This window comes from Clostridium amylolyticum, from assembly GCF_900142075.1.
Classification (GTDB): domain Bacteria; phylum Bacillota; class Clostridia; order Clostridiales; family Clostridiaceae; genus Clostridium_AA; species Clostridium_AA amylolyticum.
In genome coordinates this window covers 454,714-478,297 of the sequence record NZ_FQZO01000001.1, presented here as the reverse complement: position 1 = coordinate 478,297, position 23,584 = coordinate 454,714, and the positions used below count along the sequence as shown (strand labels likewise).

General features: G+C 31.7%; 22 protein-coding genes, 1 pseudogene and 1 riboswitch. Of the genes and pseudogenes, 3 read left to right on the top strand and 20 right to left on the bottom strand.

Annotation, left to right across the window (positions count from 1 at the left end):
* Window positions 1-67 precede the first annotated feature (67 nt).
* The 13 genes from BUA82_RS02290 to BUA82_RS02230 all read right to left on the bottom strand — a co-directional run bounded on the left by BUA82_RS02290 (window position 68) and on the right by BUA82_RS02230 (window position 15,650).
* Window positions 68-892, bottom strand: coding sequence for a carbohydrate ABC transporter permease (locus BUA82_RS02290; RefSeq protein ID WP_073004246.1), 825 nt, complete (start codon window positions 890-892; stop codon window positions 68-70).
* A gap of 15 nt (window positions 893-907) precedes the next feature.
* The gene (locus BUA82_RS02285; RefSeq protein WP_242948910.1) at window positions 908-1,846 is read right to left on the bottom strand and encodes a carbohydrate ABC transporter permease; all 939 of its coding nucleotides are present in this window, start codon (window positions 1,844-1,846) and stop codon (window positions 908-910) included.
* A gap of 54 nt (window positions 1,847-1,900) precedes the next feature.
* Window positions 1,901-3,127 carry an ABC transporter substrate-binding protein gene (locus BUA82_RS02280; RefSeq protein WP_073004244.1) on the bottom strand — a complete coding sequence of 409 codons (1,227 nt, stop codon included), beginning with the start codon at window positions 3,125-3,127 and terminating at the stop codon, window positions 1,901-1,903.
* Between the two features lie 19 nt (window positions 3,128-3,146).
* Window positions 3,147-4,166, bottom strand: coding sequence for a LacI family DNA-binding transcriptional regulator (locus tag BUA82_RS02275; RefSeq protein WP_073004242.1), 1,020 nt, complete (start codon window positions 4,164-4,166; stop codon window positions 3,147-3,149).
* Between the two features lie 84 nt (window positions 4,167-4,250).
* Window positions 4,251-6,527 (bottom strand): glycoside hydrolase family 65 protein, encoded by a 2,277-nt coding sequence (locus tag BUA82_RS02270; RefSeq protein ID WP_083599742.1) that lies wholly within the window; start codon window positions 6,525-6,527, stop codon window positions 4,251-4,253.
* 345 nt (window positions 6,528-6,872) lie between these two features.
* Window positions 6,873-7,574 carry a hypothetical protein gene (locus BUA82_RS02265; protein ID WP_083599741.1) on the bottom strand — a complete coding sequence of 234 codons (702 nt, stop codon included), beginning with the start codon at window positions 7,572-7,574 and terminating at the stop codon, window positions 6,873-6,875.
* Between the two features lie 23 nt (window positions 7,575-7,597).
* Entirely contained in the window at window positions 7,598-8,158 is a 561-nt protein-coding gene (locus BUA82_RS02260; protein WP_073004237.1) for a hypothetical protein, read from the bottom strand.
* Complete coding sequence (locus BUA82_RS02255; protein WP_073004235.1) at window positions 8,158-8,868, bottom strand: hypothetical protein; 711 nt, start codon at window positions 8,866-8,868, stop codon at window positions 8,158-8,160. The genes BUA82_RS02260 and BUA82_RS02255 overlap by 1 nt, the downstream gene beginning before the upstream one ends.
* A 26-nt stretch (window positions 8,869-8,894) precedes the next feature.
* Window positions 8,895-10,190 (bottom strand): SPFH domain-containing protein, encoded by a 1,296-nt coding sequence (locus BUA82_RS02250; protein WP_073004233.1) that lies wholly within the window; start codon window positions 10,188-10,190, stop codon window positions 8,895-8,897.
* 250 nt (window positions 10,191-10,440) lie between these two features.
* On the bottom strand, window positions 10,441-11,193 hold the full coding sequence (locus BUA82_RS02245) for a response regulator transcription factor (protein ID WP_073004230.1): 753 nt from the start codon (window positions 11,191-11,193) through the stop codon (window positions 10,441-10,443).
* Between the two features lie 41 nt (window positions 11,194-11,234).
* Window positions 11,235-12,908, bottom strand: a complete 1,674-nt coding sequence (locus tag BUA82_RS02240) for a sensor histidine kinase (protein ID WP_073004227.1) — start codon at window positions 12,906-12,908, stop codon at window positions 11,235-11,237.
* Window positions 12,909-13,038: 130 nt separating this feature from the next.
* A complete protein-coding gene (locus tag BUA82_RS02235) occupies window positions 13,039-14,820 on the bottom strand; it encodes a flavocytochrome c (RefSeq protein WP_242948909.1) in 1,782 nt (593 codons plus the stop codon).
* 185 nt (window positions 14,821-15,005) lie between these two features.
* Window positions 15,006-15,650, bottom strand: a complete 645-nt coding sequence (locus BUA82_RS02230) for a 3'-5' exonuclease (protein ID WP_073004225.1) — start codon at window positions 15,648-15,650, stop codon at window positions 15,006-15,008.
* A 487-nt stretch (window positions 15,651-16,137) separates the two neighbouring features.
* Here BUA82_RS02230 and BUA82_RS02225 point away from each other — a divergent pair, with 487 nt between their 5' ends.
* Window positions 16,138-16,746 (top strand): DedA family protein, encoded by a 609-nt coding sequence (locus BUA82_RS02225; protein ID WP_073004222.1) that lies wholly within the window; start codon window positions 16,138-16,140, stop codon window positions 16,744-16,746.
* Window positions 16,747-16,803: 57 nt separating this feature from the next.
* Here the strand turns inward: BUA82_RS02225 and BUA82_RS02220 are convergent, their stop codons facing one another.
* The 4 genes and pseudogenes from BUA82_RS02220 to BUA82_RS20575 form a co-directional block, all read right to left on the bottom strand.
* Window positions 16,804-17,280: a methylated-DNA--[protein]-cysteine S-methyltransferase gene (locus BUA82_RS02220; protein WP_073004221.1), complete on the bottom strand. Its 477-nt coding sequence runs from the start codon at window positions 17,278-17,280 to the stop codon at window positions 16,804-16,806.
* 26 nt (window positions 17,281-17,306) lie between these two features.
* The gene (locus tag BUA82_RS21085) at window positions 17,307-17,786 is read right to left on the bottom strand and encodes an AraC family transcriptional regulator (RefSeq protein ID WP_083599771.1); all 480 of its coding nucleotides are present in this window, start codon (window positions 17,784-17,786) and stop codon (window positions 17,307-17,309) included.
* A pseudogene (locus tag BUA82_RS21080) lies at window positions 17,772-17,960 on the bottom strand (AraC family ligand binding domain-containing protein); the annotation flags it as partial. The pseudogene BUA82_RS21080 and the gene BUA82_RS21085, both read right to left, overlap by 15 nt.
* A 14-nt stretch (window positions 17,961-17,974) precedes the next feature.
* Window positions 17,975-18,151, bottom strand: a complete 177-nt coding sequence (locus BUA82_RS20575) for a cupin domain-containing protein (protein WP_178140674.1) — start codon at window positions 18,149-18,151, stop codon at window positions 17,975-17,977.
* A 117-nt stretch (window positions 18,152-18,268) separates the two neighbouring features.
* Here BUA82_RS20575 and melA point away from each other — a divergent pair, with 117 nt between their 5' ends.
* Entirely contained in the window at window positions 18,269-19,564 is a 1,296-nt protein-coding gene (gene melA, locus BUA82_RS02210) for an alpha-glucosidase/alpha-galactosidase (protein ID WP_073004220.1), read from the top strand.
* A 154-nt stretch (window positions 19,565-19,718) separates the two neighbouring features.
* Here melA and BUA82_RS02205 read toward each other — a convergent pair whose 3' ends face one another.
* From BUA82_RS02205 to BUA82_RS20570, 3 genes are all read right to left on the bottom strand, one after another.
* Window positions 19,719-20,246: a cysteine hydrolase family protein gene (locus BUA82_RS02205; RefSeq protein ID WP_073004219.1), complete on the bottom strand. Its 528-nt coding sequence runs from the start codon at window positions 20,244-20,246 to the stop codon at window positions 19,719-19,721.
* Window positions 20,247-20,362: 116 nt separating this feature from the next.
* The gene (locus tag BUA82_RS02200; protein WP_073004218.1) at window positions 20,363-20,911 is read right to left on the bottom strand and encodes a folate family ECF transporter S component; all 549 of its coding nucleotides are present in this window, start codon (window positions 20,909-20,911) and stop codon (window positions 20,363-20,365) included.
* Between the two features lie 53 nt (window positions 20,912-20,964).
* A riboswitch (THF riboswitch) is annotated at window positions 20,965-21,061 on the bottom strand.
* Between the two features lie 241 nt (window positions 21,062-21,302).
* Complete coding sequence (locus BUA82_RS20570; RefSeq protein ID WP_178140673.1) at window positions 21,303-21,455, bottom strand: hypothetical protein; 153 nt, start codon at window positions 21,453-21,455, stop codon at window positions 21,303-21,305.
* A gap of 246 nt (window positions 21,456-21,701) precedes the next feature.
* Between BUA82_RS20570 and BUA82_RS02195 the strand changes: the two genes are divergently transcribed.
* Window positions 21,702-23,486 carry a flavocytochrome c gene (locus tag BUA82_RS02195; protein WP_073004217.1) on the top strand — a complete coding sequence of 595 codons (1,785 nt, stop codon included), beginning with the start codon at window positions 21,702-21,704 and terminating at the stop codon, window positions 23,484-23,486.
* Window positions 23,487-23,584 lie beyond the last annotated feature (98 nt).

The following is a 23,584-nucleotide window of genomic DNA, read 5'->3' as shown; positions in this document are numbered from 1 at the left end:
AATAATATTTTTATATATGCAAAAAAACAGCTTTGAGAAAATTTTCAAAGCTGTTTTTTAGCTTATACTATTCCTTCATACCTGAAGTAGCAATTCCTTTTACAAAATTTTTCTGGAATATCAAGAAGATAACAATGGCAGGCAAAGACAATATCATAACTCCTGATAGTACTTGATCCCATAATTGAAAATATTGACCGTAAAAAGAGTTCAATCCCACAGGTAAGGTGTACATATCTGATGATGTAGCCAAAAGGCTTGGCCATAAAAAGCTATTCCAATTTCCTGTGAACATTAAAATAAATTGAGTGGATAATGCGGTCTTAGACATGGGAATTATTATTCTAAAAAAAATTCCAAATCTACTTAGTCCATCTAATTCTGCAGCCTCTTCTACAGATTTAGGTATGCTAAAGTAAAATTGTCTCATTAAAAATATACCAAACAAGCTAGTTAAAAAAGGTATGGTCATTCCTTTATAGGTATTAACCCACCCCAATTTACTTAAAAGCATATAAGTTGGTACCATTACCACTTGCCCAGGAATCATCATTAGTGCCAATATAGCAATAAACAAAAAATCTTTTCCTGGGAAATTAATCCTACATAAAGCATAACCTGCCATAGAATTAAAAATTAAATTTCCAAGGGTTACAATTAAAGCTACCACTATGCTGTTTAAAGTCCATCTAAGGAATGGAAAATTCTTAAAAATATTAATATAGTTTTTGAAAGACAGTGTTTTAAAATTAATATTCATATTCATAACTTCGTTAGAAGGTTTTAAAGAAGTTACTACACTCCATAAAAAGGGGCCTAAAGTTATAACTGAATATAATATTAATAAAAGGTAAAACACCGCTCTTAACGGCTTAAATTTCTTCTTTTTCATCTTTATTCCCCCTTCTTAGAAAAATGATTCTTCTTTAAAGAACTTCTTCTGTATTAATGTTAAGGTCAATATAATAACGAATAATACAAAGGCAATAGCACTGGCATATCCCATTTCAAATTGTTTAAATCCTTTATTATACAAATAAAGTACCACTGTCATAGTAGCATCTAATGGCCCCCCTGTACCTCCAGAAATAACATAAGCCTGATCAAATATCTGTAACGTACCTATAATGGATATAATCAAGTTAAAAAAGAAAGTAGGTTTAATTAAAGGTAATGTTATTTTGAAAAATTCTTGTGTTTTATTAGCTCCATCAATCCTTGCAGCTTCATAAAGACTTTCGGGTATATCTTGAAGTCCAGATAAAAATATTATCATGTAATTTCCTACTGATGACCATATTGCCATAGATATAATAGCAGGCAATGCAAATTTAGGGTCACTAAACCAATTATTAGGTGGTACTTTAAATAAAGCTAAAAATCTATTCATTATGCCATCTACTTTAAATATAAATAAGAACATTACAGAAACAGCCACTGTGGAAGTTAATGTAGGTATATAATAAGCCACTCTAAAAAAGGTTTTGCCTTTAATATCTGAATTAACTACTAGAGATAATAATAAAGCAATTACTAATTGAATAGGAACAACCGCTAAACTATAAGTAAAGGTATTTAATAGGGCCTTTTTAAAGACTTCATCTTGAAATACATTAATATAATTTTTTAATCCCACGGATTTAGCCTGGAATATGCTAATTCCATCTAAAAATGAATATTTTTTAAAACTTAATATAAATGCCACTATCATGGGGCCTATTAAAAACATCAATACAGAGATTACAAAGGGTAGTACAAATAACCATCCATCAACTTTTTCTCTAGTTTTTTTATTAGTAAATGCTTTTTGAAAGCTAAACTTTTTACTTTCTGCTTTATTTATCAAAACACATCCCTCCACCCTGTTTTCAAAAAAGGAAGCGAAATCGCTTCCTTTTTACTATTGCATGCTAGCCTTTTCAGCATCTTCTAAAGCTGCTTTTCCATCTGGTAATTTATTTAATCTTAATTTTTCTCCAGCCTTTGCTAAAGCATCTTGAATTTTAGCATGTTTTTCACCGTAGCAGAATACTTCTGCACCTTTAGCACCTTCTACTAAGGCTGCTCTCTCTGGATATTTTGAAGTATATACGTCTGCCATAGACTTTCTAGTAGGAATAGCTAACCCACTATCAGCGGTCATTTCTTGTGCTTTTTTTCCTGTTAAGAACTTTATCAGTTCAGCAGATTGCTTTGGATTCTTAGTGTTTTTACTCATAGCATAAGCTACCGTAAATGCTAGATTGCCTGTTTGTTCACCCTTTGGTAATGCGCTTATACCATACTTAACATCTGGAGCTGATTCCTTCATGAAGGGTATCATCCAGCCACCTTCTATAACCATTGCAACCTTCTTATGAGCTAAAGCATCTCCGTTCCATCCCTCACCTAGGCTTTTTGGATCAGCCGCTTGTCCATTCTTAACAAAGGAATAATAAAAATCTAATGCCTTTGCTGCTTCTAGTGTGTTAAAAGCAATTTTTTCTCCATCCATTACTTTACCGCCAGCTTGGAATATAAAAGGAACAAACCTTGCTGAATCATCTGCTAAAGCTAATGCTTTAACTCCGTCCTTGGTAAGTTTCTTTGAAGCTTCTTCTAACTCAGTCCAAGTTGATGGAGGTTTTACTCCTGCCTTGTCAAGCATCTCTTGGTTGTAAAAAATTGCTAATGAATTATAATCCTTAGGTAATCCGTAAGTTTTTCCATCCTTCTGGAACCCTTTTAAAAGGTTTTCATTAAAATCTTTTAAATCTTCTTTGTCCAAATACTCATCAATAGGAGCCGTAGCTTTTTCCATATAAGCCGGTGCTAGAGAAACATCTAAGTAAAAAACATCTGGCTCTGTTTTTGAAGCAATTCTTGTTTGCATAGCTTGATTGTAATCATTAGTAATAACTTCCTTCTGAACTTTTATCTTAGGAAACTCCTTATTAAACTCTGCAATTTGATCATCTAAAAGTTTAGTTTCCGCTGGAGAAGATCCCCAGCAACCTAGTTTTATTACCACTTCTTTGTCTTCTGTAGAATTATTATTAGGCGCTTGCTCCTTCTTTCCACAACCTGCAAACACGCTTGTAGTTAATACTAATGAGGTAATCACTGCTAATAAAGCATTTCTTTTCATTTTTCTTCCTCCCTGATAATTATTTTAATAAACTTATAGTAGATTCTCTTAGAATAAATTCTGGTTCAATCACTATTCTGCCAAAATATTGACCTGCGATAATACTTAATAATAAATTTGCTGCTGTAATACCTATTTTTTCTCTGTCTTGTCTAATAGTTGTTAATTTAGGAGAAACGTACTGACATAAATTAATATCATCAAACCCGATAACTGATACATCCTTAGGCACCGAGTATCCTAGCCCACTTAATGCTTCTATGGCTCCTACTGCCATCAAATCACTGGCACAAAAAATAGCTGTTATGTCTTTGTTTTCTTTTATTAACTCCTCTGCAGCTAATTTACCTCCCTCATAGCTGAAGTCTGAGTGTATAATAAGTTCTTTTCTAAGAGGTAAATTGTTTCTATTAAATGCTAAGTAATATCCATCTAATCTTTCATAGCTAACTACAGCAGATTTATGCCCATTAATAAAAGCTATATTTTTATGTCCATTTTTTATAAGATGCTCCACAGCCATTAAGGAACCTTTAATATTATCTACTCCCACACATCCAACTTTGTCATTATTTATAGGTACATCATAAAGAACACAAGGATAATTGATGTTTTCCAGTTGATTATAGTAATCATCTGTCATTTTTAATCCTATGATAAATGCTCCATCTACTTGTTTTTCTTGGATAAAGTTACTTAAATCATGTCCCTTTTGCATGTCTGAGGAAGTAGTTAATATTATGGTTTCATAGCCATAGGTTGATGCAGCTGTTTTAAAAGCTATAAGCATCTCATAAATCATATAATTTTCGGCGTCATAGTCTTCAACTAACAGTGCTAATCTATAATTTTTATTTACATTAGCTTTATATATAGAGACGTTGTCAGGTTTATAGCCTATTTCTTCTGCAACTTTTAATATATGTTGTCTTGTTTCATGGCTTATATCCGCATAATTTCTAAAGGCTTTGGATACTGTACTCATAGATACCCCAGCTTTTTGTGCTACTTCTTTTATAGTTATATTTTTATTTTCCATCTATTCTATCTCCTTTAGATATAAACTACTAAATTTTAGTATTATGTCTATATTATATCTATAAGTACATTTAAAGATAAGTGCCTACCTTGGAATTTTCACGAAATTATTAGCTAAAACATTAATTTTTTTCTCGTAAACAGTTATGCTAGTGTGTTTATCGGATTTTATAAATATGTTTTCCTTTTCAATTCTTATGTTAATTCTTGCGTCTCTCCAATTTATGTTAAACTCCATACATCTCCAATGCTCCGGTATCCATGGCTTAATACTTAAATCACCTTCTTTACTAACTTTTAACCCTGCAAAACCAAAAATAGCACTTTGCCATGAACCACCAGTGGAAGCTGCATGCAGTCCAAAATCTGTATTACCTTGATTGTCTCTTAAATCAGTATAAAGAGCCTTTATAAAGTATTTATATGCATTATGAGTGTCACCAACAGTTAAACCTAGTATTGAATACATGGATGGGCTTAATGAAGATTTATGCATAGTTCTCGCTTCATAATATTCATAATTTGCTTTTATGATTTCTTGTGAAAACTCTTCACTAAGCATTATCATGAGTTGTACTACATCAGCTTGTTTAACTAGTTGAGTTTCTCCTAATTTATATTCCCCTAAATTTGGCCACATAGGCATTCCATTTTCGTCATGTTGTATGATAGGTATATCAGCTAGATTAAAATACCCTTGAAATTGTTCTATAATTATGCCATTTTGGCTAGTTGGTATATATATTTTTTTCTGTATCTCATTCCATTCATGAAAATCTTCCTCTGTTATACCCAGCTTGTTGCACAGTGTTTTTAACACACTTTCATCTTCGGTCTTAACCCATTCTGCAAATTCTAATGTCTTTTTAATGCTCCATTTAGCCAAATAATTTGTAAAAACATTATTATTCACATGCTCATGAAATTCATCTGGTCCTATAACACAATTAATCTCATATCTATCTTCTTCTTTGTTATATTCCACCCTACTTTGCCAGAACTTTGTGGTGTCTAACAGTATTTCTAAGCCATATTTAATTATAAAATCCTTATCCCCTGTGGCTCTATAATACTCTACTATAGCAAACACAATATCAGAATTTATATGGTATTCTTCATCTCCAGTCCATATTCTTACTGGATTCCCATCATAGTCAAACCCCCATTTAGGAGTAACTTCCATACCGTCATCCGCTGATTCCCAAGGAAATCTGGCACCTTTATAACCGGTTAATTCAGCATTTTTTCTAGCACCTTTTAAAGTGTTATATCTGTACATCAATAGGCATTTTGCTACCTGTGGCCTTGTATATATAAAATATGGTAACATAAATGTTTCTGTATCCCAGAACACGTGACCTTTATATCCTTCTCCATGTAGTGCTTTAGCAGCTAAGCTGACTTTATCATCTCCTTCATAAGCGGAGGATGATAAATGATATAAATTAAATCTTATTCCTAACTGTGCTAAATCATCACCTACTATTTTTATATCTGTATCTTCCCATATGTTTTCCCAAACTTTTATGTGGTCCTGTTTTTCTTTTAAATAACCTTCTTTAACAAAAAGTTGTAAATCCTTCGAGGCTATACTAATTAGATTTTCTTGCGTATCTCTTGAAGTATAGCTTGTACCATATTTATAAATGGTTATAGGATTGTCTTTTTTTAGAAAGGTTTCGTATACTTCTACTACTTTTTCACCTATTTCACTATACTTTCTAAACTTAAAAGCATTTCCATTATCCTTCTCACTAATAATTCTTGTGGCTTCTATAATTTGTATGTTTTTATCAAAAGTTTTAGTTAACAAAGCCATTCCTGGCTCTAAGTCATACGAGCCTACAACCTGAAAGTGTTTTGCCCTGGACATAGGATCTTTGGTACTATTGGTTACTGTTCCATCTATAATATTTTCAATAAATACTTTACCACTAAAATTTCCCGGGGAAATTTCATATCTACTAGCCCACCTATGAACATTATTCCTACTCACTAATCTCTCTGATTTAATATTCATAGTTTTTCCGCTTTTAGTTGATATATAAATTTCCGAGTATAATACTCCTTCTTTCATATTTAAAGTTCTATTAAACTTGTGTATATTACATTCATCTATGTCTACAAGTTCATCTTCTATGTAAATATTAAATCCTAGAGGATCTTGGCAGTTTACTATTTCCGTAACCTGAGCATAAGATTTATCAAACACTCCAGCAATTAAATTACCTTTATTACCCACTTTGGAGAACTCTAATGCTCCTCTTAATCCCTTGTATCCATTAGCTAAAGTAAAAATAGTTTCGTATTTTTCATTATCATATTTATTGTATTCATTTAATTCAATATTCCAAAGGGACATTAACTCCACCTCCTGTATTTTCGAAATGCTTACGTTTACATTGTATATATTTTCGTAAAATAAGTCAACAGTTTTCGAAACTATATTTTTGAGTTTTTTCTATATTATTCAACTATTAATACAATCTCTTCTTAATCATAGCGTGACCGATACGCGATAATTACGCTTTATATAGGTTTTAATATATATTATTGTAATATAAATAAACCTCTACGAAAATTTTTCGTAGAGGTTTTGCAGTAAAGTAGATTTATTATACTATATACTTTAAAAAACATATTATTCTATTTACTTGTTTAAATCTTAGTTTATTATGAAAATCATAACTAACTTTATTTTCAGCTTCTAATTTCCACCCACTGGTGAACCACAAAATTCACATTCTACCACGGAACCTTTTGTTACTTTATTGTTTGCTCCACAACCTTTGCAGGTTACTACCAGCATTTCGGCATTAGGTTTATTAACATTTATATAATCTTGTTTTTCATCACCTTGTTTGCGATTATTAGGCAAAACAATTTCTTTAGTACTCTCATTAATATATGCACCTGCAAAATATTCTTTATCTATCATCTTTTGAATATCTTTTTTAGTAATTTCATAAGGCAGTGCCACGGCAGTAGCTATATCTTCTATAGAGGTAACTTCTTGATTTACCACCAATGCTATATATTTTTTTATTTTTTCTGCATTTTTCTTACTTTTCTTTCCAAGGACAATTAAACCTACACCGCTACTACCAAATAACAATACAGTGAAAATCATATCTCCTACAGCTATAGTAGAATCACCCAACGCACCAATTAAGTAAATAATGCTAAGTACTGTTAGCACCCAACCTGCAATAACCAAGTTTCTTCCTAGATTTAATTGAGATTTTTTATCTAAGTCTATTCTTTTCCATATAAAATATATACCTAATGGCCAAAAGAAAATAAAAGTAATTATTATAATACGCCAATCCAGCCATTTAGGTAATTCTTCCTTATTAACCCCACTTCTATTCCTGGAGTTATTATAATTATTCGAACTATTAATTGACATTAAAAATTCCTCCAAATAATATTTTAAACCAATGGCGAACCGCAGAATTCACAATCTCCACCTTTACCTTTTACTATCTTATTGGTTGCACCACATCCTTGGCAGTTAACCTTAACATATTCTAAAGGTTTAGAATCCACGGGTTTTACTTCTGAATCAGACTGAACTACTCTATTCTTAAATACAAGTTCTTTAGATGCAAAATCAATAGAAGCATCGATAAAATATTTTTTCTTTATCATTATGTCAATATCCCTCATGACAAAATCTATAGAATGAGCTGTGGCACTAGCAATATTTTCAATAGAATTATCCCCTTGGCCATCTATTATTGATACATATTGTTTAAACCTTTTAATTATTCTCTTAGTTTTTACCCCAAAGGTAATAAGCCAAATACCAATACCTAGAATTATAAAGAAAAACACCAAAGCTAAGACCTTGCCCTCTTCATTAGGAGAAGCTATACCTACTATTGTTATAGGCAAAGTAAATAAGGTTATGATCCAACCAATAACACTGGCAAATTTACCAATGATAGTATTTTTCATAATAGCAGATTTAGAGTTTTCATTTGTTCTCATTAAAGGCCTCCTCTTTTAGCTGTATGAACTGCCATATTTCTCTCCTTAACAAGAGTGATAATATTTTCTATGCATTCATTGATCGCCTCTTTATCCTCATGTTTTTCCCTTAAGTTATTTGAAAGATTTACTATATGCTCCTTAATTCTTTCATCTATGCTGCTATCTGATGCAACCTTATCGCTGTACTTAATAGTTTCATAAAGCCTATCCAAGGAATCCTTGTGCAAAGCATAAGCTTTTTGATTTTTAAGATTAAACACCATATTTTCGCTATCTTGAAGCAATACCCTGCTACTTTCTATTTTAGTATTAGATGCATGTACATTAGATGCTGCCATAAATAAACTAATGGAAATTATAGCAGCTAAAGCCAATAGTATAAGTTGTACTGCTACAAATCCCCCTAGGCTATCTTTATAAGCATTTTTATAAATAAGATAAGTTATTATGGTAAGCAACCAATAAATGCTTAAGGTAGATATTATCCCTGACCTAATTATAATACCGCTCATGGGAGCTTCATTGATAATCAAAAGAATTAGACCCCCAAATAAGGCAGTTTCAGAAACCAATATAAACATTAAAGCCAAATAATCTAAATTGGTTTTTTCTACCTTTTCAAAGCCTACAAAGAAAAGCACCAAGGTTATTATTATCACAATTGCACCTATGGCAATATTGGAAAACACTTTATTCCTTCTATCCATTTAAATCCTCCTTTCCCTAGCTGCGGCTATAGCTTACTTCCGCACTCAGGACAGAATTTTGGCGATCCATTTATTTCAACATTGCAATTTGAGCATCTTTTTATAAGTGATGTGCCGCATTCAGGACAGAATTTATAGTTTCCATCTATCACAGTGTTACAATTGGGACAAGGCTTCGGAAGGGATTTCCCACACTCAGGGCACACTTCTTCTCCTTGCTTTAAGTCAGCCATGCAGTTAGGGCATGGATTATAAGCATCTCCACACTCAGGGCAGAACTTTACGTTATTATTATACTTAAAACCACAGTTACTGCAATTTACTAACTTTTTATCTTCATTTTCCTTGCTAATTTCAGTGTCAAATCCACACTCACTGCAATATCTTTTACTTTTTTCCATTTCTCCATGGCAGTTTGGGCAGTTTTTACTTTCATCCTTAGTGCTAATATTCCCTGCTAAATTTCCAAATTGAGGGCCTAACGCTGTACCCATTCCAACCCCCATACCTAAACCTAGTCCTGCACCCATAAACCCGGCTTGACCAGAACTTGGGTTTGTAGCAGCACCTTCTAAAGTATCAAAGGAACGTTGCTGAACGTAACTATAACCTACTATATCCATTTCTGCTCTCTTTGCAAGAGCTTCTTTAAGCTTCATCACCGCAGGATCACTTTCTGGAACATTAATATCATTAACATAAAAATTAGCCAGCTTAATGCCATACTCCGCCATTTCAGGAACCATCTTCTCTTTTAAATGTTCTGACAATTCGTCCAGATAAGCATTTATCTCTAATACACTAACTTTATTATGCACTAGATAAGAGGATATAGAATCCTTAACCTTAGTAAGATAAAGACCTCTAAAATATTTTAATATACTATCCTTATCAAATACACCAACTGTACCTACCAGTTTCAATAAGAACTTTCTGGAATCTTCTATTTGGATTCCAAATTGTCCAAAGGAACGAAGTGGTACAAACACCTTATATTTTGGATCTTGAATTTGTATTGGGCTGGGTGTACCCCATTTTACATCCAAAGAATATAATTTGTTTATATACCATACCTCTGCTGTAAAAGGAGATCTACCTCCAAAAGGAAGGTTTATAATTTTATTTAAAATTGGTATATTAGCAGTTTCTAATGTGTGTCTACCAGGTCCAAATAAATCCAAGGCTTGGCCACCTTTAAATAATATTGCTTCTTGTGATTCATTTACTATAAGTTGTGTCCACGTACCTAGCTCTTCTCTAGGATATTTCCATGCAAATACATCAGGGCTGCCATTATACTTTACTACTTCTACTATTGCCATTCCAATGCACCTCTCTTTTTTCATTTCCTTATATATAATCCTATGAAATAATATATAACAATTAACTTTTTACAAATTCTTCACATTAAATTACTATTCTACACTAAACCCTATTTTCCTTTACTAATATGTAATTTAATCAAAGCATTATGTAAATCATTTTCTTTCATAGTATATGTATACTTTATATTAATTTATTTCATTATATAATTTTATATAACTTACTTTTGAAAATGCACATTTAGTAAGTTTAGTCTTTCACATGAAAATTTAGTGAAATATATTCTATAGGTGACACCCCAGTAATTTTTTTAAAAACTCTGCAAAAATAGTGCTGGCTATTATAGCCTACCAGCTCTGCTACTTGGTAAATCTTAATAGCTCTACCTTGTTCTTTTAACAATTTTTTTGCACTTTCTATTCTTACATTAGTAACATATTCATTAAAGCTTAACCCTAGTTCCTTTTTCATTAAACTGCTTATGTATGCTTCAGATAACTCAAAGAAAGCAGCTACTGAAGTTAGATTTAAATTTTCACTATAATAATTTTTCTCTATATAACCCTTAATTCTAGCAACTGTATCTGTTAAGCCTCTATTATCTGTCCAAAGAGCTTTTGTATTATCCAATGCCTTTATTAGAGTCTTATGTAAATCCTCCTGAGAAACCGGCTTTAATAAGTATTCCATTACATTTAGACTTATTGCTTTTTGTGCATAATCAAACCTATCATAGCCACTTAAAATTATTATAGCAGCCTCTTTTTGTATGGAGTTAATATTGTGTATAAATTCAAGGCCATTCATATAAGGCATATTAATATCTGCAATTACGATGGGTACCTTATGAATCCTATACTTTTCTAAGGCACTTTTCCCATCTTCACATTCTATAAATTCTTCAATAGGCAAGTTTAATAGTTTTATTTTTTTTATAAGTCCTCTCCTTATTTTAGGTTCATCATCTACTATCATTATTTTGCACATATCTACTTTACTCATATTTTTCCTTCCTATGTAAGTTCATCATTAGAAGCTTCATCTTACTCATGAGGTTCACCTAAGCAAGGGTATACTATTTTTACCTTTGTACCTTTAAATTTTTTACTTTCAATATATATTCCGTATTCTTCTCCAAAAGCTAATTTAATTCGTTCATTTACATTTAAAAGCCCATAGGATTCATTACAATGTTTTTCTTGTTTAAAGTCATGAATATATGAATTTATTTTGTTTAGTCTTTCTTCGCCTATGCCTATCCCGTTATCTTCCACCTGTAATATAAGTTTCTTATTTTCTTCTTTAATATTTATATCTATAACTCCTTCTGCTTTTATAAATTTAATACCGTGATATATAGCATTCTCCACAATGGGCTGAAGGGTTAATTTCAATATATTATATTCTAATAAGTTTTCTTCACAATTAACCTTATAATTTAATTTTTCTTCATATCTAAGCTTTTGTATAAATAGATAACTTTCAATATGCTTAACTTCATCCTTTAGTTTAATAACTTCTTTTCCGTTGCTAAGACTTATTCTAAATATATTAGTAAGTGCTTCAATGGCCTTCATAACATCATAGGCTTCGTAATCCAATGCCATATATTGTATAGTATCTAATGTATTATATAAAAAATGAGGTTTTATCTGAGAATATAAGGCTTTTAACTCTGCTTCCCTTTTTACCTTTTGCTCAAACTCCACCTTATTAAGAAGTTTATCTATGGTATCTACCATGGTATTAAAAGAGCTTCCTAGTTCCTGTATTTCTACATAGGTACTTTTGTCATTGAATCTATTATTAAAATCACCATGCTGAACTTCTTTCATTATGTTCCTTAAAGATGTGATGGGATTTGTTATATTTTTAGTGAAAAATATACACATAATTAGTATCAATATACATAGTGTAATTCCACTAAATAATATTATTTTTATAAGCTTATCAGCATCTCCATTTACCTCTTCTTTAGGAATATTTATTCCTAAACTCCAATCAGGTGCATTTTCTATTTCACTTAGAAATATGTAATCCTTAGCATTAATTTGTAAGTTTTCTATAGGTAAAGAACTTATGCTGTATCCGTTATAATAATTTGCAATAATTTTATTAGAATCGTTATCTACTATCCAACACTTTTGATCTTTGATTTTAATATCCGCCACCACTTCAGAAAGCTTATCAATAAGCACCGCAGCATTTAAATAACCTAATTTATTACCGTTATCCTTTAATATAGGTATAGTAAATATAACTATATTTTCTTTGTTGGAATTAGATATTAAAGGCTTACTTACATTAAATCCTAAATATAGTTTGGACACTTTATTAAAATAATCTCTATTCCTTATATTAAATTTACTGCCATCAGAAACCCAAGTGTTGCCTTGTAAATCTGTTATACTAAAGGAATCATAAATATCCTTTCTTGCACTTTGGATAGCTTTCAAATACTTTACTGAATTTTCTATATCAAAATTCTTAATATGCTCATTTTCCTTTAAAATAATTAACTCATCTGCTCTCACCTTTAGCCACATGGACATCTCACTAGCTTTCGCATTAATTAGGTCTTGTTGTAAATTAATTATCATCTTATTAGTTCTATTCTTTATAAGATTATTGGTCATGAAAATAAAAAATATAATAAATATTAGTATAATGGATAAAAAGCTTCTAAGTATCTGCCAGTAAATAGATTTAGATTTCAAAAATTCACATCCTCTAATGATTTAATTGCTGAGATTAATAAATTTAACCCATTTCATTTTATCAAATTATCTTTTCATAACAAAGGTCTACAGGAAATTTCTATCCTGTAGACCTTTATTATATTTCTTGCTATTTTGATACGTTTTTACCAGCTATTTTACCAAATACTATTACATCTGTTACTGCATTTCCTCCTAAACGGTTAGTTCCGTGGATTCCACCAGTAACTTCTCCTGCTGCAAATAAACCCTCTATAGCTTTTCCATCTTTATTTATTACTCTGGCATTTTCATCAATAACTATTCCCCCCATAGTATGGTGAATAGATGGTTTAACCTTTTGTATGTAAAAAGGTCCTTTTTCTATGGATAATATTTGTCCTCTTCTATTAAAGTCCTTATCCTTGCCTTCTGCTACAAACTTATTGTATCTTTCTACTGTAGCCTTCATAGTATCTACATCTATTTTAAATGCTTTTGCCGCTTCTTCAATACTGTTTACTTTATAAAGCACATTGCTTTTTTCCATTTTATTATATTCATCCGTATGTACCTGTGTCATATTACCTACAATTTCAACCTCTTGTCCCCATAATAAGTATGCTACACCTTCAGTTTGATTTAATATACCTTTAGATATAACGTCTCTTCTTTCCATTTCTTCTACGAAACGCTTACCTTCTTTATTTACAAGGATAGCTCCATCAAATCTTGAATTTGCTACATAAGATATTATTCCTGTGTCAGGATTACATGTTGGATAAGTTTGAATATATTCCATTTGAGTAAGATTAGCTCCTACTTTTTCAGCCATTATTATACCATCACCAGTAGTACCAGGTTGATCTGTAGTTAGGTATTTTTCATCAAACTCAGGATTATACTTCTTTCTCATCTCGGCATTAGAACCAAAACCACCTGAAGCGATAACTACACCTTTATTAGCTTTAAAGGTAAGACTTTGATTTAGTGGGTTTGTAGCTTTTACTCCTGCTATTTTTCCCTTTTCATCCACTATTAATTCCTTAGCTGTGGTATTCATCTTAAAATCTACACCAAGCTCTTTTGCCTTAATTGTAAGCTTTTCTATAAGTTCTGTACCATGATTTCCTTTTGATATTAGAGCTCTTGGAACAGAATGTCCGCCGAACTGTTGAAGCCTGTCTGGCATAAACTCAACCTTAACATAGTCCACTAACCATTTTGATGCATCAAGTGCATTCTCCGCTAATATCTTTACAAGACTAGGATTAGCCTTGTTATCTCCACCTTTTAATGTATCTTCATAGAAGGATTGTACACTATCTTGAATATTTTTTGCTTTTTGCTGAGGACTATTTGGAACATTTAATCCTCCTCCTGAAACTAAAGTATTTCCCCCTACTAAAGGCATTTTTTCTATTATAGCTACTTTTGCTCCACTTTCCTTTGCTTCCACAGCAGCTGCAAGCCCAGCTCCACCTGCTCCTATTATAACCACATCATAAGTTTGTTCTGTTTCTTTTTCTGGTTGAATAAGATTTACTTTTTTTTGATTGTTGAAGTCTTCATCCTTAGCTCCCGCTTCCTTTAAAGCTCCTTTTGTAGCTTTTAAAAAGCCTTCACAAGCTATAGTCGCTCCACTAATAGTATCTACATTAACACTTTGGTTCTCTATAATAGCTTTAGAGATCTCCTTCATGGCAAGATCACCAATTCCAGCAGTTTCATGATGTTCCTTAACATCAATCTTTGATATTTTTCCATCTGCTACGGCAAGCTCTACCTTTATTAAACCGCCTTTTCCTTCTGCTTCACCAGTATAGGTTCCATTTGTTAAAGCCTTAGCTTTTTTTCCTGCACCACAACCCGACATAGCAAATACTAAAGTCATTAATAATAATGTTGCAATTATCTTTTTAAATTTCTTCAAAATGAATCCCCCCCGTTCAGTAAGTTAATTTTTTAACAACTTTATTTTAATAAAGTTCCATTCATTTGTATTTGCACAAATCCCGAATTTTTTGTACAAATCTAAAAAACATACACAAATTTAACTAAATTAAATTTGTGTATGCTTTTACACATTGCATATTATTTAATTATGCGAATTAAAACCTATAAAAAGCGTTCTTTTAAGTTGGATACCTGTTCATTCATTTTAGCATCAATACTTTTCTCCCACATACAAAATACCTTATATAAATTTGCTGCATCATCTAAAGCATTATGCCTTTTTCCAATAAAGCCTATATTAAACATCTTTAATGCTTTGTCTAAGGATATTACATTATTCCTTTTAATATATTCATAAGAAAAGGTTTTTTGAAAATCCCAATAGTTTTTTCTAATCTGATTTATAATTTCTAGTCTATAGCCGCCCATTTTATCGTTAAATTTTAATACCCTTGCATCTGCAGTGCTCCAAGTTATAAATAACCCCTTACCCTGCCCGCACCAATGGTTAAACTCCTTAAAAACCTCATTAAAGTCTTTAGAGTTATCTAAATCCCTCTGTTCCAATTTTGTAATTTCCATACACCTTTCACTTAAAGAAGTATTGGATTGAGGTCTTATAAGGCTATAAAAGGTATCTATAACCTTCCCATGATTATCAGTTTTTAAAGCACCAATACTTATTACTTCTCCATGTGGAACCTCTTTAGAATAATTCATTTCCAAATCCATAAATATTAATTTTTCATATTTATCTTTATATTTATCTACATAATTTCCATATTCATATTTTCTATTATTCTTCATGTATTCCACCTTAATTTCTGCTTATTAATATTATTAATATTGCTAGTTTCACTTACTTACTTGTATCCTATATCTATTTGGTTTTGTCCACCAATAACTATCATAATCTATATTCATCAGCTTTTCTACTAGTAAATATATTAGTTATTTGTTAATACGTACCAAATAAAAAATAATCATAATACAAAGGTGATGACTACCCTTCAATTAACATTTTACCATTAGCAAGATTATAAAAATAGACTATAATTAAAGAAAAGTAAAAACCATAGGCAAGTTAATAACTTATATCTCAATTCTTCATTTGTTAAAAAATTTATAGATCTATGTTTTTATTAAATGTAAGGAATATTTAAGAATTCTAAACCTTTACCTATCTTTAATTGCTAATATATATCTGTTATGATTTTTATATAATAGATTCCTTTTTAAGATAAAAAATCATATTATTAATTATATATTACTATTTAGGAGAGGTATAAATATTATGCAGATTTGGATTACAAACTTTATGGAACACTTCGGATATTTAGGCACTTTTTTATTAATACTTATTGAAAATATTTTTCCACCTATTCCTTCAGAAGTTATACTCACCTTTGGAGGTTTTATGACTACCAACACGAATATGACAATTTTAGGTGTAGTATCATCGGCCACCGCCGGATCAATAGTAGGGGCCTTTATGCTCTATCAAGTTGGGCGCATAATTAACATAGCTAAACTTGAAAATATAGTAAAACGCTGGGGACATATACTTCGCCTAAAAGTTGAGGATATCCATAAGGCTGATACTTGGTTTCATCGCTATGGTAACAGAGCCGTTTTTTTCTGTCGCATGATTCCTCTCATCCGTAGCCTTATATCTATTCCCGCTGGCATGTCCAACATGAAGTTAAATACTTTTTTGTTGTATACTACTGCAGGAACATTAATATGGAATGTCATCCTTGTAAGTGCAGGGGCAGCCCTAGGAGAGTCTTGGGAAAAAATATTGAGGTTTATGGAAATATATTCTAATGTAATCTATGTAATTTTAGGCTTAGCAGTCATTGCTTTATTTGTTTTGCAGTTCTTTAAAAAAAAGCTTAAATAATAAACGGAAAATAATGATGAAGCTATGATTTTATTATAACCATAGCTTCATTACTAATTATAGCATCTTGCTACTCTTCTCTAGTGATAATAACTTTTCTTTAATATGCACTCCTCCAAGATATCCTGTAAGATTTCCATTGCTACCTATTACTCTATGACAAGGAATGAAAATAGGTATGGGATTTCGGTTACAAGCAAGGCCCACAGCTCTAGCCGCTTTAGGCCTGTTAATTTTTTCTGCCACCTGCTTGTAGGTGTAGGTTTGTCCATAAGGTATCTCTTTAAGCACTTGCCATATTTCTTTCATAAAATCTGTACCTGTTAACAGTTTAAGTGGCAATGAAAACTCTTTAAGCTCACCTTTAAGATATTTATTTAGTTCATAGGCAGCTTCCTTTAAAACTGGAGTCTCAATTATGTCCAAATCCGACGGCAGTGTTTCTCCTTCAAAGTACATAGCACATATACTTCCTTCATTCTCCTGTATTGCAATTTCTCCTATATCGGTTTTATAAAAAAATATACACATCATTACTTCACTCTCCCCACATTATTTTTTTATCCATCAATATTATTATTTTCCCTTATAGTTTTTTCTCTATATTTGGAAGGGCTTACTCCAATGACAGATTTAAATACCTTTGAAAAACAAAGGGCATCGCCGTATCCAGTGGAACGAGCAATGTCGCCCACCGATAGATTTGTTGAGTTAAGAAGGTCTGCAGCTCTTTTCATTCTATATTGTATAAGATAGGTTTGAGGAGAAATGTTCATATTTCCTTTAAATATCTTACTAAAATAACTCCTATTAAAACCTATATATCTTGCTACATCTGCTATTTTAATATTGCGAGAGTAATTTTTATGAATATAATCTATTGCTTTTTCTATGTATTCATCTGTATAGCAATTCATATTTCTTTCATTATCAAAAGCATAATTAACCCTTTGTATTTCAGCTAGTATCAAATAAAGCATTGCTTTTAATTTTAAGCTACTACCTACTTCTTTTGTATCAGCATTTAATAATTCTTCCATTAGTTTTGGTATATTAGAGATATCTCCAAAGGTAAGTATAGGATTTTTAGAAGTAAGATTACCTTGCTTTAATATATGGTTAGCTTTTAATCCATTAAATCCTATCCAGCAGTAACTCCAAGGGTCTTCTAAATCTGATTCATAATAAGTTATTTCTTCAGGTACTATTAAAAATGCCTGATTCTTTTCTAAATTATAAGTTTTATCTTTAGTCTTGTAAACACCCTTTCCTCTAAAATAAAATGAATTAAAAAATGATCTCTAACTGCTGGTCCAAAACTATGACCTTTATCACATTTCTCCATACCATAATGATAAATCTGTATATCCTCATCCCTTTTAATATCATTACCTTGACTAAACATAATTATTTTCTCCCTATATAATTAAACAACATTTTACTATATACAAATAACATTTTACCATTAGCAAGCCTAGAAAAACAAACTATAATTAAGAAAAATGGTAAGGAGGAATATTAGATGCTTAAAATTACTTTTATGGGGGCAGGAAGCACAGTATTTGCAAAAAATATATTGGGAGATGTTATGACTACACCCTCTCTCAAGGAATCAGAGATAGCTTTATACGACATTAATCTTGAAAGACTTAAGGAATCTGAATTAATGCTTAACAATATAAATAAAAATTTAGGCGGCCATGCTAAAATAGTTTCCTATACCGATAGGAAGGCTGCCTTAAGTGGAGCTAAGTATGTAGTTAATGCTATTCAAGTTGGTGGTTATGAACCCAGCACAGTAATAGATTTTGAAATTCCAAAAAAATATGGTCTAAAACAAACTATAGGAGATACTCTTGGAATAGGTGGAATATTTAGGGCCTTAAGAACAATACCAGTAATGTTAGATTTCGCTAAAGATATGGAAGAGGTTTGTCCAGATGCTCTTTTCCTAAACTATACCAATCCTATGGCCATGTTAACTGGAGCAATGCTCAGATATACACCCATTAAAACTGTAGGCTTATGCCATAGTGTCCAAACCTGTGTACCTAATTTATTTGAAGACTTAAGCATGGAGTATAAGGATATTCAATGGAAAATCGCTGGTATAAACCATATGGCATGGCTCCTTGAAGTTACAAGAGACGGTAAGAACCTTTATCCTGAAATAAAAAAACGTGCATTAGAAAAAGAAGGTCCTCATAATGATATGGTGAGATATGAAATTATGAAGCAGTTTGGGTATTATGTTACAGAATCTAGCGAACATAATGCTGAATATATGCCTTACTTTATAAAAGGCAAGTATCCAGAACTTATAAAAAAATTCAACATCCCTCTTGATGAATATCCAAGGCGTTGCATAAATCAAATAGAGAGTTGGAACAAGATGCGTGATGAGCTTGTACAAAATAAAGAGCTAACTCATAGCCGTACTCATGAATATGGTTCATATATCATGGAAGCTATGGAAACAGATATTCCTTATAAAATAGGTGGTAACGTTTTAAATACAGGACTTATTATAAACCTGCCATCTAAAGCCTGCGTAGAAGTGCCTTGCCTTGTGGACAGGAGCGGTATCACTCCTTGTTTTGTAGGAGAACTTCCTACTCAACTGGCAGCTCTAAATCAAACCAATATAAATGTACAGCTTTTAACCATTGAAGCAGCCATAACAAAGAAAAAGGATGCTATTTACCATGCTGCCATGTTAGATCCTCATACATCATCAGAATTATCTATAGATGATATTAAAAACTTATGCGATGACCTTATTGCAGCTCATGGAAACATGTTACCGATCTATAAGTAGTATAGATAGCTGACAAATCACTTTTATATATTAATAATTACTAAAAGCAAAGTAATTAGGAGTTTCCCCTAGTTACTTTGCTTTATATAAGTTTAATATTTTACTTCTTATTATTAAAGTTTAGTATTTATAATCATACTTTTTTATAAAGAAACTATCTGTTTATTACCTTCATCTGTAAGCCTTCCATCACATCTAAGGCTTTTTCATTTAATGAATCATCAAAGCTGGCAGTACAAGAAGCATCTATAACAATTTCAGCTTCAGGTAATGCAGTTTTTGCTAAAACAGCATTAGAAATAACGCATATATTAGAAACAAGCCCTACAATTTCTATGGACTCATATTCTTTATCTTTAAGGTATTCTGCTAATTCTAAAGATCCAAAGGTAGGTTTCTCATAACTTAAGGTATTCTTATCACAAAGCTCAGCTACCTTACCATATAGCTTCCATCCTTCGCTACCTTTAATGCAATGTTCCAAAGGCAACTTTCTCCCCTCTTGACTTTGAAGATATTGAATATCATGAGTGTCAAAAGTAAATATCACATCTTGGTTATTTTCCTTATAATCTTTTATCTTTTGGTAAATACCTTCTTCTAATTTAGCTGCTTTAGGGAAACCAAGACTTCCACTAACGAAATCCATTTGATAATCCACTACAATCAGTAACTTTTTCATAATAACCCCTCTAACCATAATATTAAATATTTTATTCTCATCTATTTAAGTTTATTATATAATCTTAGAATTTCTAAGGGCAGAGTAAGATATCCTTTATCTCTCCTAAAATTATATTAACTAACCCTTACTGGTTTAGCTTTGGTTACAGCTTTAATACAAAGATATAATAAAGCCGTTTCTATTGGAAGCATAATGAGCTCTTTAATAATACGCCCTGCCATAATCACCATAAAAGCTTTTCCATACATCATAGAAAGCCAAAGTGGTGTTAGTATCAAGTTTACAATTACCATGACAGAAAATTTTGCAAAAAAGGCTCTTTTTATGGTAATGGGTTTCTTGTACAATATTGCTCCAAATAAAAATCCTGCTATAAATTCGTTTAGAGTAAACCCTGGAAAAAATGCTCCGGTAGGTCTAACTACATATTTTATTATATCTCCTAGAGCTCCTGCTAGCCCCCCTACCACTGGTCCATATAAAAATCCAATAGAGGCCACAGCCAAATAAGAAAATCTTATCTGCAAAAAGTTATTAATTACTATAGTAGTAACTGAATGAAGTATAACATTTAAAGCTGTCAGCATAGCTGTAACAGTTAATGTCACTGTACTACTTAATTCTTTTGCAGATGACTTAATTGAATTAATTAAATTTTTCATAAAATTACCTCCTTTATGTTTGTTGCTACATAAAGAAGTAATCTTCTATATGTAGCAGCGGGATGCGAAATCTGTACCGCAAGTTTCCTCTTCGTCCACGTGACAACTCCCCGTTCACATAGCACTTAACGCACAAATTTCTACTCTGCTCTTAATTTAATTCTAACAATAATTTATAGGTTTGCCAATATGATTTACTAAGTTTTCTATCAATTAATAATTATTTTCATTAGATATTTATAATTCTTTAAAAGATGTAAGGCATGTGACAAGTGATAAATAAAAACTATCAGTAAATTATACTGATAGCTTTTATTTAGACTGAGAAATCGTTTTTGTAAAAAGGTTTCCTTTAAATGCTTATGTTATACTAATTTTCAGGTGTTATGCTTTATTTATCAAATAGTCCTCCCCCATTACCAGTCCTAGCACCTTTTGACCCCTTACCAATACTCTTAGTAGCTTTCTTACTATTTCTAGAATTAGATCCCTTTTGTTTCTTTTCTTCAATTAGCTTTTTCATCATTTCTATGCTTTTATCCATTTTTCAATTCCTTTTCTTATTTATTATATGTTTATAATATCAAAGGTGCTAGGTACGTGACAAGTGACAAATTATGAAATTCACAGTATGTCACTTGTCACGTGCCTGGCACCTCCCTCTTTTCAAAATATCATAAAAGTGCAAAAACCTGAAAAATAGTCTAAATACTTATTAATTCATAGGAGTTATACTGATAATGACATAGTTAATATTTTGACAATGTAAACGACTAAGGGGGTATAACTCATGAAAAACTTTAAAAAAGTTGTAGGATTATTACTAACATTAATGATGATCTTTACAATGGGTGGTTGTTCTACCAAGGCAGGTACTGATAAAAAAGGTATCAAAGATGGTGTGTACACTGGTGAAGGTGAAGGAAAAGGCGGTAAAATAGTTACTGAAATAACTATCAAAGATTCTATAATCAAAGAGATTAAAGTTATTGAAAGCCACGATACAGAAGGTCTTAGTGAAGCTGCTATAAAAGAAATGATTGATAAAGTTATAGCAAACAATAGTCCAGATGTAGATATGGTAAGCGGTGCTTCCATAACTACTAAAGGGTTAATGGAAGCCATAAATTCAGCTTTAGCAAAAGCTGGTGCCAATGCAAATAATCTGGCTAAAGTAAAAAAAGTTGAAGAGAAAGAAGAAGCAGCAGAGCAAAACTATGATGTAGTAGTCATAGGAGGAGGCGGTGCTGGTATGATAGCAGCCATTGAAGCTAAAAATGCTGGTGCAAATGTAGTAATATTAGAAAAAATGAGTTTTGTAGGCGGAAACACAATGATTTCCGGTGGAGAATTTGCTGCTTCAGAAAATTGGCTTCAAGCTAAAGAAAATATTAAAGATAGTGCAGATACTCATTATAATGATACTTTAAAGGGCGGAGATAATAAAAATGATAAAACTTTAGTAAGAAAACTTGCTGACAATGCCCTAGCTGCAGCAACTTGGCTTAAAGATTATATAAAAGTGGAATTTGAAGATGAATTAATGTTCTTTGGAGGACATTCTGTAAAAAGAAGTTTAGTCCCTAAAGGAGCTTCCGGTGGAGAAATCACTAAAAAGCTTAAAGCTAAAGTAGATGAGCTTAAAATTCCAGTAAAATTAAACACTAAAGCCTCACAATTAGTGACTAATGATAAAGGACGAGTAACAGGAGTAAAAGCTGAGAAAAACGGTAAAACAATAATGTTTAATGCTAAAAATGGAGTTGTCATGGCTTCAGGTGGTTTCGGAAGAAACATAGAAATGAGAAAGAAGTACAACCCAAAAATTGATGAAAAGATACTTTCTACCAACAGTGTTGGGTCTACCGGTGATGGTATAGTTATGGCAGAAGCTATAGGTGCAGATTTAGTAGGAATGGAATATATACAAACATACCCTATTTGCGATCCATTATCAGGTATGCTTTTGTACATGGATGATGCAAGACTTGTAGGCGGTACAATACTTGTTAATAAAGAAGGTAAAAGATTTGTTGAAGAGCTAGAAAGAAGAGATGTTATCTCTAATGCAATAACTCAACAAACTGGACAATGCACCTATGAGTTTTGGGATGAAAATACTACAAAAATAAGTAAAATAGCTGAAAATCATCCAGAAGAAATGAAATACTTAATAACTAATAAATTGCTTGTAAAAGCAAACACTATAAAAGAAGTAGCTGATTTCTTCGGTGTAGATGCTAAAGAGCTAGAAAATACAGTAAATCGTTATAATACTTTTGCTAAAAGCGGAAAAGATACCGATTTTAATAAAAGAGGTAAGTTAACAGAGTTCGGAGCTGGTCCATATTACTTAATGAAGGCAGTTCCAGCAGTACATCATACCATGGGCGGAATTAAAATCGATGATGAGACTCATGTAATTTCTAAAGAAGGAAAAGTTATAGAAGGCCTATACTCTGCAGGAGAAGTAACTGGAGGTGTACATGGTACAAACCGTTTAGGTAGCAATGCCATGGCAGATATTTCAGTCTTTGGTAGAATAGCAGGTGTTAACGCGGCTAAAGGAAAATAATTAAAAATTAATTATATTTATAGAGGCTATCTTCGCTATTGATTTAATATTCATTGGCGAAGATAGCTATTTTAATGTATATACATAATTCATCATAA

Coding starts and splice junctions, on each gene's coding strand:
- BUA82_RS02200 (WP_073004218.1), bottom strand. CDS start 20,911: ATGAAAAATTTAATTAATTCAATTAAGTCATCTGCAAAAGAATTAAGT.
- BUA82_RS02195 (WP_073004217.1), top strand. CDS start 21,702: ATGAAAAACTTTAAAAAAGTTGTAGGATTATTACTAACATTAATGATG.
- BUA82_RS02265 (WP_083599741.1), bottom strand. CDS start 7,574: ATGTCAATTAATAGTTCGAATAATTATAATAACTCCAGGAATAGAAGT.
- BUA82_RS02225 (WP_073004222.1), top strand. CDS start 16,138: ATGCAGATTTGGATTACAAACTTTATGGAACACTTCGGATATTTAGGC.
- BUA82_RS02205 (WP_073004219.1), bottom strand. CDS start 20,246: ATGAAAAAGTTACTGATTGTAGTGGATTATCAAATGGATTTCGTTAGT.
- BUA82_RS02250 (WP_073004233.1), bottom strand. CDS start 10,190: ATGGCAATAGTAGAAGTAGTAAAGTATAATGGCAGCCCTGATGTATTT.
- melA (WP_073004220.1), top strand. CDS start 18,269: ATGCTTAAAATTACTTTTATGGGGGCAGGAAGCACAGTATTTGCAAAA.
- BUA82_RS02260 (WP_073004237.1), bottom strand. CDS start 8,158: ATGAGAACAAATGAAAACTCTAAATCTGCTATTATGAAAAATACTATC.
- BUA82_RS02280 (WP_073004244.1), bottom strand. CDS start 3,127: ATGAAAAGAAATGCTTTATTAGCAGTGATTACCTCATTAGTATTAACT.
- BUA82_RS02230 (WP_073004225.1), bottom strand. CDS start 15,650: ATGAAGAATAATAGAAAATATGAATATGGAAATTATGTAGATAAATAT.
- BUA82_RS02290 (WP_073004246.1), bottom strand. CDS start 892: ATGAAAAAGAAGAAATTTAAGCCGTTAAGAGCGGTGTTTTACCTTTTA.
- BUA82_RS20570 (WP_178140673.1), bottom strand. CDS start 21,455: ATGGATAAAAGCATAGAAATGATGAAAAAGCTAATTGAAGAAAAGAAA.
- BUA82_RS02245 (WP_073004230.1), bottom strand. CDS start 11,193: ATGAGTAAAGTAGATATGTGCAAAATAATGATAGTAGATGATGAACCT.
- BUA82_RS02270 (WP_083599742.1), bottom strand. CDS start 6,527: ATGTCCCTTTGGAATATTGAATTAAATGAATACAATAAATATGATAAT.
- BUA82_RS21085 (WP_083599771.1), bottom strand. CDS start 17,786: ATGGAAGAATTATTAAATGCTGATACAAAAGAAGTAGGTAGTAGCTTA.
- BUA82_RS02220 (WP_073004221.1), bottom strand. CDS start 17,280: ATGATGTGTATATTTTTTTATAAAACCGATATAGGAGAAATTGCAATA.
- BUA82_RS02275 (WP_073004242.1), bottom strand. CDS start 4,166: ATGGAAAATAAAAATATAACTATAAAAGAAGTAGCACAAAAAGCTGGG.
- BUA82_RS02255 (WP_073004235.1), bottom strand. CDS start 8,868: ATGGATAGAAGGAATAAAGTGTTTTCCAATATTGCCATAGGTGCAATT.
- BUA82_RS20575 (WP_178140674.1), bottom strand. CDS start 18,151: ATGTTTAGTCAAGGTAATGATATTAAAAGGGATGAGGATATACAGATT.